The organism is Paenibacillus sp. GCM10027628, assembly GCF_042676385.1.
Taxonomy (GTDB): domain Bacteria; phylum Bacillota; class Bacilli; order Paenibacillales; family NBRC-103111; genus Paenibacillus_E.
The window spans coordinates 39145-54604 of sequence record NZ_JBHTHA010000035.1; the positions used below are offsets into that span (position 1 = coordinate 39145).

A 15460-nucleotide genomic window follows, 5' to 3' on the forward strand; every position below is an offset into this window, starting at 1 on the left:
AAGGTTGGACGAAGGCGGAGAAGGAGGAACGGAGCGTAGAGATTTGCTGCGAGAGTACCGGACTTCCCGGTTTCGTGCAAGATTCGATGTCGAATTACTTCTAGAATCGCTTCGTTATCAAAGTGGGCTTTTTAAGCTACCTCTATAGGCAAAAAAATACCGACCCCGCAAGGGGTCGATTTTATAGGGAGGAGGAAATACCAAGGTCGGCATGCGCAGGTGCCTGAAGCCCCTGCAAAAAATTCAGCGTCTGCTTAACGTAGGCTTGCGGTTCGGCGCGATAGAGAAGCTCATGCTGGGCATTCGGGATAATCCATAGCTTGTCGGATGTATCCTTCTGCTTCTTGAACATATCCTCAATCATGCCATAAGGCGCTTTGGTGTCGGCGGTGCCATGAATAAAGAAAATCGGCATCGGGTAAGAGGTGCTCGTAACTTTGTTGTAAGGCACTTCATGAAGGCTTACGCCGTTCAGAAGCGGGAAGAACAAACGGACCAGCGGCAATGAAGGGAATTTTGGTACATTTACATATTGTTTCATATTGTGATAAAGCGTATCCGGGTTGAGCAAAAAGGTGCTATCCAGAATCATGCCGGCAATATCGCTGCCGCTTTGCAGAGCGGCCTGTAGAGCCGTTCCTGCACCCATGGAGAATCCCCATATGTAAATAGGGCCATCGGATAGTTGTTTTATATAATCTACTGCCCCAAGAAGTTCTTGGGATTCGCGAATGCCGCCGGTCATAAGATGGTCATTGCCAGGCTGGACATAACCGTAATCAAACATAAGAACATTGTAATTTTGCATATGAAGCTCGCGGGCTAAGTTATAGATCGGAACCCATAGCTCTTCGCGGTTGCCGCCGTAGCCATGCGAGAATATGACCGTTTTGTTGGAGCTGGCCGGAATGAACCAGCCATCGAGATTGGATGCACCGTTTCGGCTTGGAAAGGTGACGCTGCTATAAGGCAGCCCGACAGCTTGCATCGGATTCGAATGCAACGGGTCGATATGAGGCCGCGCAAGCGTCCAGGCGATATAAGCGTGAAAAGCAAGCAGCAATGAGGTGCATAGCAGTAAGAATGAGATAAGGATGGTGGAAACCAGCCTTTTTTTGCGAAGGAGCGGGCGGGTTACCGCCTGCTCTAAGGGCGATTGCAGCGACCCGGATCCGGGTGTGATAGATGTAGTTGACATGGCGATTCCCTCCCTCAAAGTTCAAAAATGAGTCTAATCTTGCCCTGGTGTCAGATCGAGGTGTCAGGGAAAAGATGGTAAGTTTTTGTAATATTCAGATAAGTATTCTATTAATTTAATGTTAATCTGTATGCGCTTACAAGTCAATGAGGGTGCGGTAATTGTAAGCCTTCTGTAACCATTCTGTAACAGTAGACTTTCTGCTTGATGGGGGCAATTTGGCGGTATCCTTTCTCAACTTCGGGAGGGCTAATAAACAAATCTTGTTAGACTAAGCAGTTTGTTGGAATGAACCTTTACTGAGCCAAGTAGATTCGTTATACTAGAGGTAACTGGGTTTCACAAGGTGAAACTAGGACAAATTCTTCGATGAGCTGTTAAAATAGGATCAACCCGCTCAATTGGCGGATAATGGATCCGAATAATGAGAGTGGTGTAGCTATGGAAGATGCTAAACTAACCGTTCGCGCGGTTGAGCGCGCTTTAGATATTTTGCTATGTTTTACAGGAGCTTCGGAGTTGACGCTAACCGAGATTGCCAGCCGGGTTGAGCTGCATAAGAGCACGGTGCACCGGTTGCTTGCCTCCTTGGAAGGCAAAGGCTTCATTATGCGCGACAGCTCCTCGGAAAAATACAGGCTGGGCTACCGGCTGTGGGAATTGTCCGCCAACCTGTCGAAGGAGGGCGATCCGGGCATCATTTTGCTGCCGGAGATGGAACGGTTGCGCGACCAGCTCGGCGAGACGATCTCGCTGTATGTCCAGGACGGTCTGGAGCGCGTGCGCATCCAAGCGGTGCAGAGCAACCACGCCATTCGCCGCGTGGCCCCTGTCGGGGCGCGGATGCCTTTGTACGTCGGCGCCTCGAGCAAGGTGCTCGTCGCCTTTGCTGAGCCTGCGGTGCAGGAGCAGCTGCTAGCCTCGGCCGATTGGCCGGCGGGGCTAGACTCGCTAGCGTTCCTGCAGCAGCTCAGCGACACCCGGCGCGCGGGCTTCGCCACGAGCGTCGAAGAGCGCGAGCCCGGTGCGGCGGCCGTGTCCGCACCGATTCTTGACCGCGGAGGCCGGCTCATCGCGGCCCTCGCGGTGTCCGGTCCAGCGAACAGGCTCACGCTGGAGCTGATGCAAGAGCAGGCGCCGCTCATTATGGAGGCGGCGCGGCGTATGGGCACGATGCTGCGCTAGCGCATCGCGAGCCCTTGCAGAGGCTTCGGCGCTGCGCCGAAGCCATTCATCCCTCATCCTTGTGAGAGCTCAAGGATGGGGGATGTTTTGCTTCCAGGCGGTCATACTAGAAGAGGGAAGGGGAGTGGCAACGTGGGATGAGCAAATCGGCCTCTATGCTGGCCATCTGGATCAGTCTTGCCAGCAACATCGTACTGACCGCCATCAAAATCGTAGTCGGCCTCCTGTTCAAGAGCCAGGTGCTTATCGCCGACGGCATTCATAACGCGGGAGATGTCATTGCGACCGCCACCGCCTACAGCTCCATGCGGGTATCCTCGAAACCGGCGGATATCGATCATCCCTACGGCCATGGGAAAGCCGAGGTGCTTGGCGCTTTTATCGTTGCCATCATCCTTGGCGGAGCCGCTATTTATATGGGCTATCACGCGATTCACGCGCTGTTCCAGCCCCCTGGATCGGCTCATATTCTTGCTTTTGCCGCTGCTGTTGTTTCGTTGATCTGGAAGCAGGCGCTTTACGTCTATACGATACGAATCGGTAGAAAGACCAACAGTAAAGGTTTGATGGCCACGGCTTACGACCATTTGGCCGACGTGTATGCTTCAATAGCTGCTTCCATTGGTATTGGCTTGGCTTTGATCGGGGATTATTATCATATGCCCCTGCTGTCTTATGGAGATCCCGTTGCCGGGATTATCGTCTCATTTCTGGTATTAAAGCTAGCATGGGAAATGGGGAAGGAATCCTTCGACATTCTCATGGAGCGCAGTGTGAGTGCGGCCTACATCGAGCAATACGCTGCCTTGATCCGTTCCGTACCCGAGGTTAAGCGGATCGATCGCTTGCGTGCCAGAGAACATGGGCACTACATATTGGTTGATGCCAGGGTAGGTGTTTCTGGGAAGCTAACCATTCAAGAAGGACATGATATCAGCCGCGTAATCAAGCAAAAAATCATAGATGCACACAGCGATGTGGTTGAGGTCCTCGTTCACCTCAATCCATGGTATGAGGATGAACATTAGCAAACTTCAAACGAAAAAAAAGAGGTTATCCTGAGATCTTTTAAGATCAAAGGTAACCTCTTTTTGTTTTTTGCACGAAGTGCAACTTATTTGGCAAAGATGTGGTGACCAATTTGGATCGTCTGTGGTCGTGACCAGATCCATGCGCTTGTCGCTGTGTCCGGGTTAAAGTAGTACAGGGCGCCCTTGGTAGGGTCCCAGCCTTTGACGGCATCTTGAGCAGCCAGATACGCAGTTCTGTCGGGTGTTAGCCAATACTGGCCATCACTCACGGCTGTAAAAGCGCCAGGCTGAAATGCAATACCTTCTATGCTATTCGGAAATTTTCCCGATTTCAGTCTGTTCATAACGACTGCGCCTACGGCTACTTGACCCTCGTAGGATTCACCGCGAGCTTCGCTATAGATAATTTTTGCTAAGACATCCAGATCGTGCTGATTAGCCGAAAAAGTATGCAAAGCATTCCACGTATCCGTTCCTGTCACGCCATCTGGGGTTAACCCATAATTGCTTTGAAAGTTTCGGACTGCTTCCGTTGTGGATGCACCATAGATTCCATCCAATTGTTGTGTATAGTAACCAAGCATCTTTAATCGGAATTGCAGGTCCCATACATCTCCGGTTTGGCTTCCTCGTTTCAGAATCGCTGTTGCCGCGTAGGTGGTCTGAGTATAACTGCCTAATGCAGAAGTAACACCGATTGCCGCGAACAGCATGACGAGGATGAACTTTTGAAATGACTTCATCATCATCTCCCCTTTCGCTTTTACCCATTATAGGGGCGAAAAGGGAAGGGCTCAACCCACAGTTATTGGCAATGTGTCAAAAAGTTCGAGTTTATAGGCACCTCAAAGGCAGGCCCCTTCTGCATAAATGCACGGTTGCAGCTCATTGTTTATAGTAGCTTCGCTCAGCATCCAAAACAGTTTTTTTCTCGTAATTCCCCCTCGCCACGGTAACGATGAAAAACACCTCTTCAGCTGTGCACTTGCCGTTTTTATTATCGTACGCTTTGCAACATTCATGCTGGCTAGCTCCTTATTCCGAGTACATTCCCCGTCACATGTTTCGCAGCTCTAGCTAGCTCCATAAAGCCAAGGGTATCCGATATCCCTAACGCTTTAAATTCTATATATTGTTTAAACTTTGTGTTTAAACTTTAACTAATAAAAAAAGCGTCTGAGACTGCCCTTACAGGCAAGCCCAGACGCTTTTAATTGATTACTTTTTCTCAGCCATGATTTGACGAAGAACAGTTTGCAGGATACCGCCATTACGGTAGTAGTCTACATCCACCATGCTGTCCAGACGCACTAGTGCGTTGAACTCGAATGTGGAACCATCTTCGCGAGTCGCTGTTACTTTTACAGTGGAACCTGGTTGAACATCGTTGCTCAGGCCGGTAATGTCGAATGTTTCACGGCCTGTGATGCCGAGGGACTTCCAGCTTTCGCCGTTCACGAATTGGAGAGGCAGAACACCCATACCAACCAAGTTGCTGCGGTGAATACGCTCGAAGCTTTCTGCAATAACGGCTTTCACGCCGAGCAAGAATGTACCTTTTGCCGCCCAGTCACGGGAGCTTCCTGTACCGTACTCTTTACCTGCGATAACAACAAGGTTCGTGCCGTTCTCTTGATACTTCATGGAAGCATCGTAGATGGACTCGACTTCGCCGGTTGGCAGGTAAGTCGTTACGCCGCCTTCAGTTCCTGGTGCCACTTGGTTACGAATACGGATGTTCGCGAACGTTCCGCGCATCATCACTTCGTGGTTACCACGACGGGAGCCGTAGGAGTTGAAGTCTTCTTTTTTCACGCCATGCTCGATCAGGTATTTACCTCCAGGGCTGTCAACTTTGATGTTACCAGCAGGGGAGATGTGGTCCGTTGTCACGGAATCGCCCATGAGCGCCAAAGTTTTCGCGCCGCGGATATCGGCGATATCTTCAAGCACTGTACCTAAGTCTGTGAAGAAAGGAGGCTCTTGGATGTATGTGGAGTTCGTATCGAACTCGTACAGGTCGCCTTCTGGAACTGCAATTTGGTTGAAACGCTCGTTGGCGCGGAATACGTTTTTGTATTTCTCGCGGAACATGTCTGCATTCAGAGCTGTGCTCAATGCTTCTTGGATCTCTTGGTTTGTAGGCCAGATATCTTTCAGGTAAACAGGCTTATCGTTTTGGTCGTACCCGATAGGGTCTTTTGCCAAGTCGATGTTTACTGTTCCTGCAAGCGCATAGGCCACTACAAGCGGAGGAGAAGCCAGGTAGTTTGCTTTTACTTGAGCGTGAACGCGGCCTTCGAAGTTACGGTTACCGGAAAGTACAGCGGCTACCGTCATATCGTTGTCTGCGATCGCTTTGCTCACTTCGTCCGGAAGCGGACCGGAGTTACCGATACAAGTTGCGCAGCCGTAACCTGCAACGTGGAAGCCAAGCGCTTCAAGGGACTCAAGCAGACCTGCTTTTACAAGGTACTCGGTAACAACCAGGGAACCTGGAGTTAGGGAGCTTTTCACGTATGCCGGTTTTTTCAGGCCGAGGGCAACGGCTTTCTTCGCCACAAGTCCTGCGCCGAGCATTACGCTTGGGTTGGATGTATTCGTACAAGATGTGATAGCCGCGATTACGACTGCACCTGTACCCATTTTCACAGTTTCGTTCGGATATTTAACATCCACAACTTCTGCGATTTTCTCTTCAGTCAGGCCGTATCCGCCTTTGTCGATCGGTGTACGGATGATGGAGTTGAAGGACTCCTTCATGTTCGTCAGCTCAATGCGGTCTTGAGGACGTTTTGGACCTGCCAAGCTTGGTACGACTGTGCTCAGATCAAGCTCGATCACGTCAGTGAACACTGGATCCGGAGTTGCGTCTGTACGGAACATGCCTTGTGCTTTGTAGTAAGCTTCTACAAGCGCAATTTGCTCTTCTTCGCGGCCAGTGCCTCTCAGGTAGTTCAAAGTCTCGGAGTCAACCGGGAAGAAACCGATCGTTGCGCCGTACTCAGGAGCCATGTTGGCAACTGTTGCACGGTCAGCCAAGGAGATGTTGCTCAGGCCAGGGCCGTAGAATTCAACGAATTTACCGACTACGCCTTTTTTACGAAGCATTTGTGTAACTGTAAGCGCCAAGTCAGTTGCAGTTGCGCCTTCAGCCAAGCTGCCTGTTAATTTGAAACCGATAACTTCAGGAGCTACGAAATAAAGCGGTTGGCCAAGCATACCGGCTTCAGCTTCGATACCGCCGACGCCCCAACCGACAACGCCAAGACCGTTGATCATCGTTGTATGGGAGTCAGTACCTACGAGGGAATCCGGGTAAACGACAGTTTCACCGTCAACGGTTCTTGTTGCGGCTACGGAAGCCAAATACTCCAAGTTAACTTGGTGAACGATACCTGTTGATGGAGGTACGGCACGGAAGTTATCGAAAGCGGTTTGCGCCCAACGCAGGAAGCGGTAGCGCTCTTCGTTTCTTTCGAACTCGAGGTTGATGTTCGTATTAAGAGCGTCAGGTGATCCGAATGCGTCAACCATGACGGAGTGGTCGATAACCAGGTCTACAGGGACAAGAGGGTTGATCCGTTTAGGATCTCCGCCTTCACGAGCCATTGTCGCGCGCATTGCCGCAAGGTCAACGACGACAGGTACGCCTGTGAAGTCTTGAAGAACGATACGAGCAGGGATGAAAGGAATTTCTTTGTTTTCATCGCGGCCGTTCGCCCAGCCTGCAATTTGTTTCACGTGCTCGCTTGTGATCGCTCTGCCGTCGAATTGACGAACAGCTGCTTCAAGCAACACTTTAATGGAGAAAGGCAAATTAGTAATGGTTCCGTTACCTTGGCTTTCAAAGTCCGGAAGAGAGTAATACTGGAATGTCTTGCTTCCGACGCTTAACTGCTTGCGCACGGAAAAAGAGTCCTTGTTGGACATGGTGATTTCCTCCTTCAATATCTTCATTCATTGGTTTCATATAGTGAAACTCAATTTCATAATCCCTCTATTCCAAGTATACCGTCTCCCCCTGCTTCCGTAAAGATTTATTTCAATCATTTTTGCCTCTTGTAAGTCATATATTGAAACAAATTAGGGCCTGAAAAGGCCTGTCCTACCGGCAAAACAGGTGGAGCTTTTTCAAAGCCGGAGGAGTCCTTCACGGAAATTAAATCAACAAGCTCTCATCTAAGTAATATGAACTTATTTTTCTTAGAATAAAAGTTCTTATCACCTCGTACATGCAAACGAAGCCAGCTTTCTTGAGAATAGCTTAGCCTTTGCTCGGAAAATGCTCTTAGGAGGTCATCCCAATGCCCTGGAAAACGGCGCTTTATAATTACGTTCATGCCAAAAATCAGGCGGAGCTTGAAGGCTCTGCTGCACCCATGGAAGCTTACGCCTCAGACAGCGTTTTTTTACGGAAACAGGATGTCAGGCTTCGGAGGCAGTTGGATAGTTATCGTGACCGCGATGCGAAGCTGTTGCGCAGTGAGACGAAGTTGCGCCTTAATGGCGTCAAGGAAACTGCACAAGGCATCGTTGCTGATATCCAGCTTCGCCGTGCGATGCAATATCGAATCGGATCGACTCTGCACGTCGAGGAGCGCATCGAGCCGGAACGAGTGCTAATCGAAGCGGCAGCAGGCAGATGGCATGTGAACCGCGCGGATGCTTACAGCTCGGAAAAGTCGTTACCCGACAAACAGCATGGCGTTTTTTTGCCTTTTGACTCCGCAGCATATGGTGAACCGCACAGAGCCCCGTCTCTCCCCTACATCAACCATAGTATACTCAACAGCGGAGCCCCGGAATCCTTACCCAGAAAAATAATCTATAATCGAGCAAAAGCTGTCGAATATGCAGAAAAGTGGTGGAATGCCTACAATCCCAGGTACATTGAATTTGAAGTTGATTGCACGAGCTATGTGTCGCAGTGCCTCTTTGCAGGAGGGGCTCCGATGGACTATACTGGGAAAAGGGGTTTGGGCTGGTGGTATGCCGGCAAGCAGGGCTCTCAGGAACTGTGGAGCTACAGCTGGGCAGTTGCCAATAGTCTGCAAACCTATGTTTCACATAGCCGCAAAGGGCTTCGCGGCCATGCCGTGAACGATCCCCGCGAGCTGCAGCCTGGAGACATGATTAGTTACGATTGGGACGGCGACGGCCGATACCAGCATAATGTCATCGTTACGGCGAAAGATGCGAACGGAATGCCCCTGGTGAACGCGCATACTTACAATAGCCGTAACCGTTACTGGGCATATAAGGATTCGCCAGCTTATACCGAGCGAACGAAATACATATTCGTCCGGGTTGCCGATGAGATGTGATAGGCGCAGGATGAAATAGAAACACTAGACGGAGGTAAGTAATGAGCCGCAAAATACGAGTAGGACTAATCTACGGAGGGAAATCCGGAGAGCATGACGTGTCCTTACAAACCGCATTGGCAGTAATGAAAGCTGTAGACTTCAATAAATATGAGATTGTCCCGTTTTATATAACAAAAAAAGGGGAATGGAAAAGCGGTGCCCCGCTGCTGGGACCGGCGGAATCCAAGGAAGCTCTGACCTTCGGTAACGCGGCTGCTTCCGAGCAGCTGGCGTCCAGCGCGATTGCCCCGATCTTAGGGTCGATTGGGTCCCATGGAGAAGTGAGCATCTCGGCAACGACATCTGGTGCTGCAGCTGCAGCGGAAGCAGGTCTTGATGTTGTTTTCCCGTTGCTGCATGGAACTTTCGGCGAAGACGGGACGATTCAGGGCTTGCTCGAAATGGCGAATATTCCTTACGTTGGCGCGGGTGTTCTAGCATCCGCTGTTGGCATGGATAAGGTCATGATGAAAAAGATTTTCGCGCAAGAGGGGCTCCCGCAGTGCGTCTTCCGCCATTTTACCCGCATTGAATGGGAAAAAAATCGTGCTTATCATTTGTTGGAGCTCGAAACGGCGATCGGGTACCCTTGTTTCGTGAAACCGGCCAATCTTGGCTCAAGCGTTGGGATTTCCAAAGCGAGAAATCAGGAAGAATTAATTGCCGCAGTCAATTTTGCCTTCCAATACGACCGTAAGGTCATTATTGAAGAAAACATCGACGCCAGAGAGATCGAAGTCGCCGTGCTGGGCAATGATGAGCCGCAAGCGTCTGTGGCAGGCGAAATTGTGTCTTCGAATGAATTTTACGATTATAAGGCCAAATATTTGGATGGCAAATCGGCGATGATTATTCCGGCTGAAATTGCTGCCGAAACGGCAGATCAAATCAGACAGCTGGCGATTCAGGCCTTTCAAGCGATAGATGGCAGCGGCTTATCCCGGGTAGACTTTTTCCTTGGTAAAACCGATCAGAAGATATACATTAATGAAATCAACACGATGCCGGGCTTCACGCCGTTCAGCATGTATCCGCTGCTCTGGAAAGAATCCGGCAAGGCTTACGCGGAGCTGCTTGACGATTTGATCCGTCTGGCGATTGATCGGCATACGTCGAAGCAGAGCATCCAATATACTTTTGATGTGGAGTAGATGAGGCATGGGATTTCAAACTGAATTTAATTCCGTCTGCAAATTAAAATCCGAACAAGAACTTTACGAGCTGCTGGAATATGGCCGCGGTAAAATGGTAAAAAGCGGCTTCCGTGTCTTCCCGACCGGTCAGAAGGTGATCGCGTACACCCCGCATAATCAGGCGATCGCGATCGTTAAAATCGTGGCGTCGATCGCCGAGATTAACTTTCAAGGCGAAGAAGTGACGCAGGTGGAGATGGAGCTGGTGCGCCGGCTGACTGAAGAAGAAGCGCGCATTCAGACGGCGCTGGCCGATGAAATGTTTTTCGGTGATCACGGGTAGGTCCACACCGCAAGTCATGGAACAATCAGATCCAGGTAAATAAGACCGTTTGCAGCCTGTAAAAGGGCTCTAACGGTCTTTTCTTTTTTAATTGGAGATTCTAACGGTACTATATGAAATTAGTACTTACCTGAGACGGCGAAGAGGGCTACAATGACCCTACGAGGAAGCCGGTCAAGGAGTGAGCATCGTGGAACAACAAGTAAGAAAACAACATAAATTAACGGCTTATTGGCTGTTTAATCTGATATTGGGAGTGCCTACTCCTTTTGTATTTGTCTTCATCATCATCGGTTATTACGGCTTGTTGTCGCCATCACAGCCGCATGAACAATACGTAGCGCTCACTATATTCGCTGTTTATCTGGCGGTTTGGCTTGGCGGCAATTATGCCTGCTTGCGCGAAGAAAGCTGGAACACGAGAATCGGTATGCTCGCATTGAGTCCTTTGTTGATTGCCGCTTCAGGTTTTATCAGTTTTAAGCTACTGCTTCCCTTATTTTAAAATGAGAGTAATCGCCCCGTGCATGTGATACTTCCCAAGAGGGTACGCTATATAGGTATTTTTTGTATCCATGACCGGAGGTGTGCCCCATGATCATTCGCCTAGGGTATGTGGCTATGTCCACAGAAGTCAAGAACGCATCCCCTTCCAAAACAATGACAGCGACCAACTTCAGCAAATTAGTCGACAGAGAGGCAGCAATCCGTAAGCTGGAGCGCATTGCCGCTGAAAATTTGCATAATACGCTCAGGCTGCTTCGACATAATCGCGCCCATGACATTATGGTGTACCGCTTTTCTTCGAAGCTGATTCCGCTTATCGGGCATGAATTATTGAAAGACTGGGATCCAATCCCGACGCTAGCCGCCGAATTTCAAGAGGTAGGCACTTACGCCAAGCAAAATGGCATGCGCGTCAGCTTTCATCCTGATCATTTTACGGTGCTGAGTACCCCTAAAAAGGACGTGCTTCAGAAGTCTATCGAAGACTTGGAACGGCATTCCGCGATGCTGAATGCAATGGGGCTTGGCATGGAAGCGATGTGCAACATTCATGTTGGCGGCACGTATGGCGATAAAGATAAGGCGGCAAAACGCTTTGTACATAATTTTATGGAGCTCAGGCCCGAAATTCAGCAGCGGATTACGCTGGAAAACGACGACAAAACGTTCACCGCACTGGAAACGTTAGAACTGGCGGAGCGGGTGAGCGCTCCTATGGTACTGGATATTCACCATCATATGGTGAACAACAGCGGAGAGGACGCTGCCGAATTATGGCCGAGAATTATGGGAACTTGGAAGCGGACAGAGGGGAACATATTGAATGAATCGGCTGCATCGCTTCCCCCGAAAATTCACGTATCAAGCCCGAAAAGCGAAAAAGATCCGCGGAGCCACGCCGACTATGTCGAGGTGGGCCATCTTTTTGCATTCCTGAAGCAGATCGCGCCGATCACGCCAAGGCTTGATATCATGATCGAAGCGAAGATGAAAGACGATGCCTTATTTCGCTTAATGGACGATCTTAAGCAGCAAAGCGGCGTTTCTGTACTCAATCAGGCTTCCGTCGAGCTGTGAGCTTCAGGGTGGGCAGTGTACTGGATTTTGTGCATGCCTGTTAACAGGAAAATCTACTGTTAATTGCCCCCTATTTCGGTAAAATTGACTATTTACATGGAAAACCTGCTGCTAATGCATCAGTTTTGAGCGATTTTAAGGCAATGTGCCGAATTTAGAAGGAGAAATTCCAGCTAAGTTAATTACACGTCGAAATCACCTATCAATTACATGGAGCTTTTCCCGTTAATCATTCGCTAGGGCAAGGGGCTGCTAGGGATTGAACCCCTGTTTCTACTTTGAATTACTAGATTTTGTCCTTGAAATGTTTGGCAAAATGGGGTACTTTGGAGAGTGGAAAGACCGAAGTACAAACCATTGTTGAGAGGGGTTTCTTGTACGATGAATCAACTGTTAACCGGAAAAAATATACTCGTTATGGGTGTTGCCAACGACCGCAGCATCGCATGGGCAATTGCTCAATCTCTAGCGGCGCAAGGCGCAAAGCTAGTTTTCACTTATGAAAATGAACGCGTGGAGGAACGCGTGCGCAAGCTGGCGGATACAATCCCCGGATCGACACTTATGCCTTGCAACGTTACCGTAGACGAAGAGATCGACACCCTCGCCAACACGTTAAAAGAACAACTGGGCGTGCTTCACGGTCTCGTACATAGCATCGCTTTTGCTAGAACCGAAGAGCTGGAAGGCTTGTTCGTCGACACGTCGCGCGACGGGTTTGCTTTGGCGCACGATGTCAGCGCCTACTCGCTGGTTGCGGTAGCGAAGCGCATCTACCCGCTGATGACCGAAGGAGGCAGCATCATGACGATGACTTACCTCGGTGCTGAACGCGCGATGAAGAACTACAACGTCATGGGCGTTGCCAAAGCGGCGCTCGAGGCAAGCGTGCGCTACTTGGCGGCCGACCTCGGCCAGTTCGGCATCCGCGTGAACGGCATCTCCGCCGGCCCGATCCGTACCTTGGCTGCCAAAGGCATCAAGGACTTCAACTCCATCCTTCGCCAAGTGGAAGAAAAAGCTCCGCTTCGTCGCACAACGGAGACGGCGGAAGTCGGCGACACGGCCATGTTCCTCATGAGCCATCTGTCCCGTGGCATCACGGGCGAAGTCATCTATGTCGATGGCGGATACCACATCGTAGGGGTTTAATCATACATATGCCGGAGGGTGTTCAAAAGGTCTGCAAAGACCTATCGAACACCCTCTTGTCTTTCCATTTTGGACAAAAAATGTATAAATGTACGAATATTTTGGGATGAAACGCACTAGAATTTAAAGCGTATAATTTACTATACTAAAACTGCGAAATCATTCTATGAAAAGAAAGAGTTGATATAAATGGCAAATGGAACACAAGAGCCGTTCGTTGTGGGGAGCAAGAGCTTCACAGCGGTGGCGATAAATACGGCGGCAAAAGCGGGGGAGTGGATTAAAAGTAAGCTGGGTGACATCAATCGCGTGGATACGAAATTCTCGTCACATGATCTTGTCACGGAGGTGGATAAGGGCTCGGAGAAGCTCATCCGCAATCTGATTATGACCCATTTCCCTCAGCATTCCTTTCTGGGCGAGGAAGGGGTTGAGCCGGGTCCGGAGGCTTCCAGCAAAGCGCTTCAGGAAGTGAGCGACGCCGAGTACTTGTGGATCGTAGATCCGATCGACGGGACGACGAATTTTGTTCATGGGTTCCCATTCTTCTCCGTATCGATTGCCTTGGCTCACAAAGGCGAAATCATTGTCGGTGTCGTCTACGACCCGACGCGTGATGAGCTTTTTGTAGCGGAGAAGGGCAAGGGCGCCTATATGCATGGCAAAAAGACGACGGTTTCGCTGGATGGTAAGCTGTCCGAAAGCCTGGTTGCGACCGGATTCCCGGCGGACAGGGACGGTGCGCTGCCGATCAATCTGAAAGGCACGCTGGCGCTGGCGCCAAAAGTAAGAAATCTGCGCTCAGGCGGCTCCGCTGCGCTGCATTTGGCTTACGTCGCAGCAGGACGGCTGAGCGGATTCTGGGAGATTGGCCTCAGCGCATGGGATGTCGCTGCCGGCGCATTGCTGGTGCAGGAATCGGGTGGCAAGGTGACCGATACGGCAGGCGGGCCGTATCAACTCGCTGTACGCAATGTATTGGCCACGAACGGTCAAATCCACGATGAACTGCAGCAGGGGTTGGCTGAAGCGGGAGCGACAGGATTATAAATGACAAAGTGATTGGCACATTAAAATTTTGGATATTGACTTTTTATTCGATCCCAGTATGATAAAACTATAATTTAATTTGGCTGCGGAGCTTAGGAGAACAGCAAGTATATTCCAAGTGGTGCGTTTCTAACGTCCATGTGGAATAGCTTGCTGTTTTCTTTTTGTCCCGAAGTAGAGGCTGGAACACCGCATGTACTTGATGAGATTCTCAACTGTTGGGGCGCAAGTCCTATTTTCCTGCTTGGGTACTTCGATATTCGAGCCACGGTAAAAAGGTAGGGGAGACTACATCGATTGATGGAAGTTGGCTTGAGATAACATCTTTTGATGTATAAGCAATGGAAAAAGATGTCGAGAAAATTAATTCGGCAGCTTTTTATTTGTTGAAAAAGATGTATAGCTTTCAACAATGTACGACAAATTATAAGCAAGATATGTTAAGTGGACACAATTTCAGTATGGTATATTCTTAATGAAAAATAACAACACGCTTCGCTTGGCTAAGAAGGGAGGGGCCACTTGGTAATCCATACTCCCACCAATCTTGCACTGCAAAAGCTCGGAATTTATGTAAGAGCTGACGCGGATGACTGGCAGTATAACTGGCCTGTTCATACCCACGAAGGGTTGGAAGTATATTATTTCATTCGCGGAGATGCGAACTATGTAATTGGTGATAATATTTACGAATTGGCGCCAGGGGATATGCTTCTTTTTCGAGGAAGTACTATCCATAGGGTAAATCCGTCTAAAGACGTCCCTTATATTCGCAGCTATGTGAACTTCATGCCAAGTTTTTTGCTAGAGTGGATGTCTGGGGACATGTTTGAAAAGCTAATGTCTTTGTTTGAAGCACCGAATGGCATGTTAATTCGTTGGTCAGTTGAAGAACGCGGTGAAATGGAAGCGTTTTTCCGAACTATTCACAGGGAAAACGAGAGGGAAGCGTTCGGGTACGAGCTTATGCTCAGAACAGAATTAATTCAAATGTTGGTAACGATCTACCGGAAATCAAAGCGGTTACATGAGTTGGTGCCCACCCAGCAGCAATCACACACTCAAGCAAATGTACAAAGGATTCTCCAATACATTAATCAGCATTACAAGGAAAATTTCTCACTAATGGAACTGTCTAAGAAGCTTCATCTAAACAAATATTATATTTGCCACTGTTTTAAAGACGTCACCGGGTATACAATCAACAACTATGTGATCAGCAAACGGATTGAAGAAGCAAAGAAGATGCTTTTAACGACGGATGAGCCGGTCGGAATCATTTCCGATAAGCTCGGCTTTAATACGGCGGTTCACTTCAGCCGTTCCTTCAAGAATTACGCGGGCGTATCGCCTCAACAGTACCGCAAACAAGGCGGCTTAACATAAAGCCGATAATGCTTGAATTCGGATACACC

At 49.3% G+C, this 15460-nt stretch carries 13 protein-coding genes; 10 read left to right on the forward strand and 3 right to left on the reverse strand.

The window, feature by feature from the left end; genetic code table 11:
• Positions 1 to 181: 181 nt before the first annotated feature.
• Complete coding sequence (locus tag ACFQZT_RS22585; protein ID WP_379303343.1) at positions 182 to 1198, reverse strand: alpha/beta hydrolase; 1017 nt, start codon at positions 1196 to 1198, stop codon at positions 182 to 184.
• Positions 1199 to 1639: 441 nt separating this feature from the next.
• Between ACFQZT_RS22585 and ACFQZT_RS22590 the strand changes: the two genes are divergently transcribed.
• Both ACFQZT_RS22590 and ACFQZT_RS22595 read left to right on the forward strand, forming a co-directional pair.
• Positions 1640 to 2383 carry an IclR family transcriptional regulator gene (locus ACFQZT_RS22590; RefSeq protein WP_379303345.1) on the forward strand — a complete coding sequence of 248 codons (744 nt, stop codon included), beginning with the start codon at positions 1640 to 1642 and terminating at the stop codon, positions 2381 to 2383.
• Positions 2384 to 2520: 137 nt separating this feature from the next.
• Positions 2521 to 3411: a cation diffusion facilitator family transporter gene (locus ACFQZT_RS22595; RefSeq protein WP_379303347.1), complete on the forward strand. Its 891-nt coding sequence runs from the start codon at positions 2521 to 2523 to the stop codon at positions 3409 to 3411.
• Between the two features lie 86 nt (positions 3412 to 3497).
• Here ACFQZT_RS22595 and sleB read toward each other — a convergent pair whose 3' ends face one another.
• Complete coding sequence (gene sleB, locus ACFQZT_RS22600) at positions 3498 to 4157, reverse strand: spore cortex-lytic enzyme (protein WP_379303349.1); 660 nt, start codon at positions 4155 to 4157, stop codon at positions 3498 to 3500.
• A 475-nt stretch (positions 4158 to 4632) separates the two neighbouring features.
• Entirely contained in the window at positions 4633 to 7347 is a 2715-nt protein-coding gene (gene acnA, locus ACFQZT_RS22605; RefSeq protein ID WP_379303351.1) for an aconitate hydratase AcnA, read from the reverse strand.
• A gap of 374 nt (positions 7348 to 7721) precedes the next feature.
• Between acnA and ACFQZT_RS22610 the strand changes: the two genes are divergently transcribed.
• The 8 genes from ACFQZT_RS22610 to ACFQZT_RS22645 all read left to right on the forward strand — a co-directional run bounded on the left by ACFQZT_RS22610 (position 7722) and on the right by ACFQZT_RS22645 (position 15431).
• Positions 7722 to 8741: an amidase domain-containing protein gene (locus ACFQZT_RS22610; protein WP_379303353.1), complete on the forward strand. Its 1020-nt coding sequence runs from the start codon at positions 7722 to 7724 to the stop codon at positions 8739 to 8741.
• 41 nt (positions 8742 to 8782) lie between these two features.
• Positions 8783 to 9934, forward strand: a complete 1152-nt coding sequence (locus ACFQZT_RS22615; RefSeq protein WP_379303355.1) for a D-alanine--D-alanine ligase — start codon at positions 8783 to 8785, stop codon at positions 9932 to 9934.
• Positions 9935 to 9941: 7 nt separating this feature from the next.
• Complete coding sequence (locus ACFQZT_RS22620; protein ID WP_379303357.1) at positions 9942 to 10259, forward strand: hypothetical protein; 318 nt, start codon at positions 9942 to 9944, stop codon at positions 10257 to 10259.
• 190 nt (positions 10260 to 10449) lie between these two features.
• Positions 10450 to 10764 (forward strand): hypothetical protein, encoded by a 315-nt coding sequence (locus ACFQZT_RS22625; RefSeq protein WP_379303359.1) that lies wholly within the window; start codon positions 10450 to 10452, stop codon positions 10762 to 10764.
• Between the two features lie 89 nt (positions 10765 to 10853).
• Entirely contained in the window at positions 10854 to 11843 is a 990-nt protein-coding gene (uvsE, locus tag ACFQZT_RS22630) for a UV DNA damage repair endonuclease UvsE (protein WP_379303361.1), read from the forward strand.
• A 381-nt stretch (positions 11844 to 12224) separates the two neighbouring features.
• Entirely contained in the window at positions 12225 to 12995 is a 771-nt protein-coding gene (gene fabI, locus ACFQZT_RS22635; protein ID WP_379303363.1) for an enoyl-ACP reductase FabI, read from the forward strand.
• A 189-nt stretch (positions 12996 to 13184) separates the two neighbouring features.
• Positions 13185 to 14045: an inositol monophosphatase family protein gene (locus tag ACFQZT_RS22640; RefSeq protein WP_379303365.1), complete on the forward strand. Its 861-nt coding sequence runs from the start codon at positions 13185 to 13187 to the stop codon at positions 14043 to 14045.
• A gap of 522 nt (positions 14046 to 14567) precedes the next feature.
• Positions 14568 to 15431, forward strand: a complete 864-nt coding sequence (locus ACFQZT_RS22645; RefSeq protein WP_379303367.1) for a helix-turn-helix domain-containing protein — start codon at positions 14568 to 14570, stop codon at positions 15429 to 15431.
• Positions 15432 to 15460 lie beyond the last annotated feature (29 nt).

Excerpts from the sequence above, each read along its gene's own strand:
- ACFQZT_RS22585 (WP_379303343.1), bottom strand. The coding sequence starts at position 1,198 with ATGTCAACTACATCTATCACACCCGGATCCGGGTCGCTGCAATCGCCC.
- ACFQZT_RS22590 (WP_379303345.1), top strand. The coding sequence starts at position 1,640 with ATGGAAGATGCTAAACTAACCGTTCGCGCGGTTGAGCGCGCTTTAGAT.
- ACFQZT_RS22595 (WP_379303347.1), top strand. The coding sequence starts at position 2,521 with ATGAGCAAATCGGCCTCTATGCTGGCCATCTGGATCAGTCTTGCCAGC.
- sleB (WP_379303349.1), bottom strand. The coding sequence starts at position 4,157 with ATGAAGTCATTTCAAAAGTTCATCCTCGTCATGCTGTTCGCGGCAATC.
- acnA (WP_379303351.1), bottom strand. The coding sequence starts at position 7,347 with ATGTCCAACAAGGACTCTTTTTCCGTGCGCAAGCAGTTAAGCGTCGGA.
- ACFQZT_RS22610 (WP_379303353.1), top strand. The coding sequence starts at position 7,722 with ATGCCCTGGAAAACGGCGCTTTATAATTACGTTCATGCCAAAAATCAG.
- ACFQZT_RS22615 (WP_379303355.1), top strand. The coding sequence starts at position 8,783 with ATGAGCCGCAAAATACGAGTAGGACTAATCTACGGAGGGAAATCCGGA.
- ACFQZT_RS22620 (WP_379303357.1), top strand. The coding sequence starts at position 9,942 with ATGGGATTTCAAACTGAATTTAATTCCGTCTGCAAATTAAAATCCGAA.
- uvsE (WP_379303361.1), top strand. The coding sequence starts at position 10,854 with ATGATCATTCGCCTAGGGTATGTGGCTATGTCCACAGAAGTCAAGAAC.
- fabI (WP_379303363.1), top strand. The coding sequence starts at position 12,225 with ATGAATCAACTGTTAACCGGAAAAAATATACTCGTTATGGGTGTTGCC.
- ACFQZT_RS22640 (WP_379303365.1), top strand. The coding sequence starts at position 13,185 with ATGGCAAATGGAACACAAGAGCCGTTCGTTGTGGGGAGCAAGAGCTTC.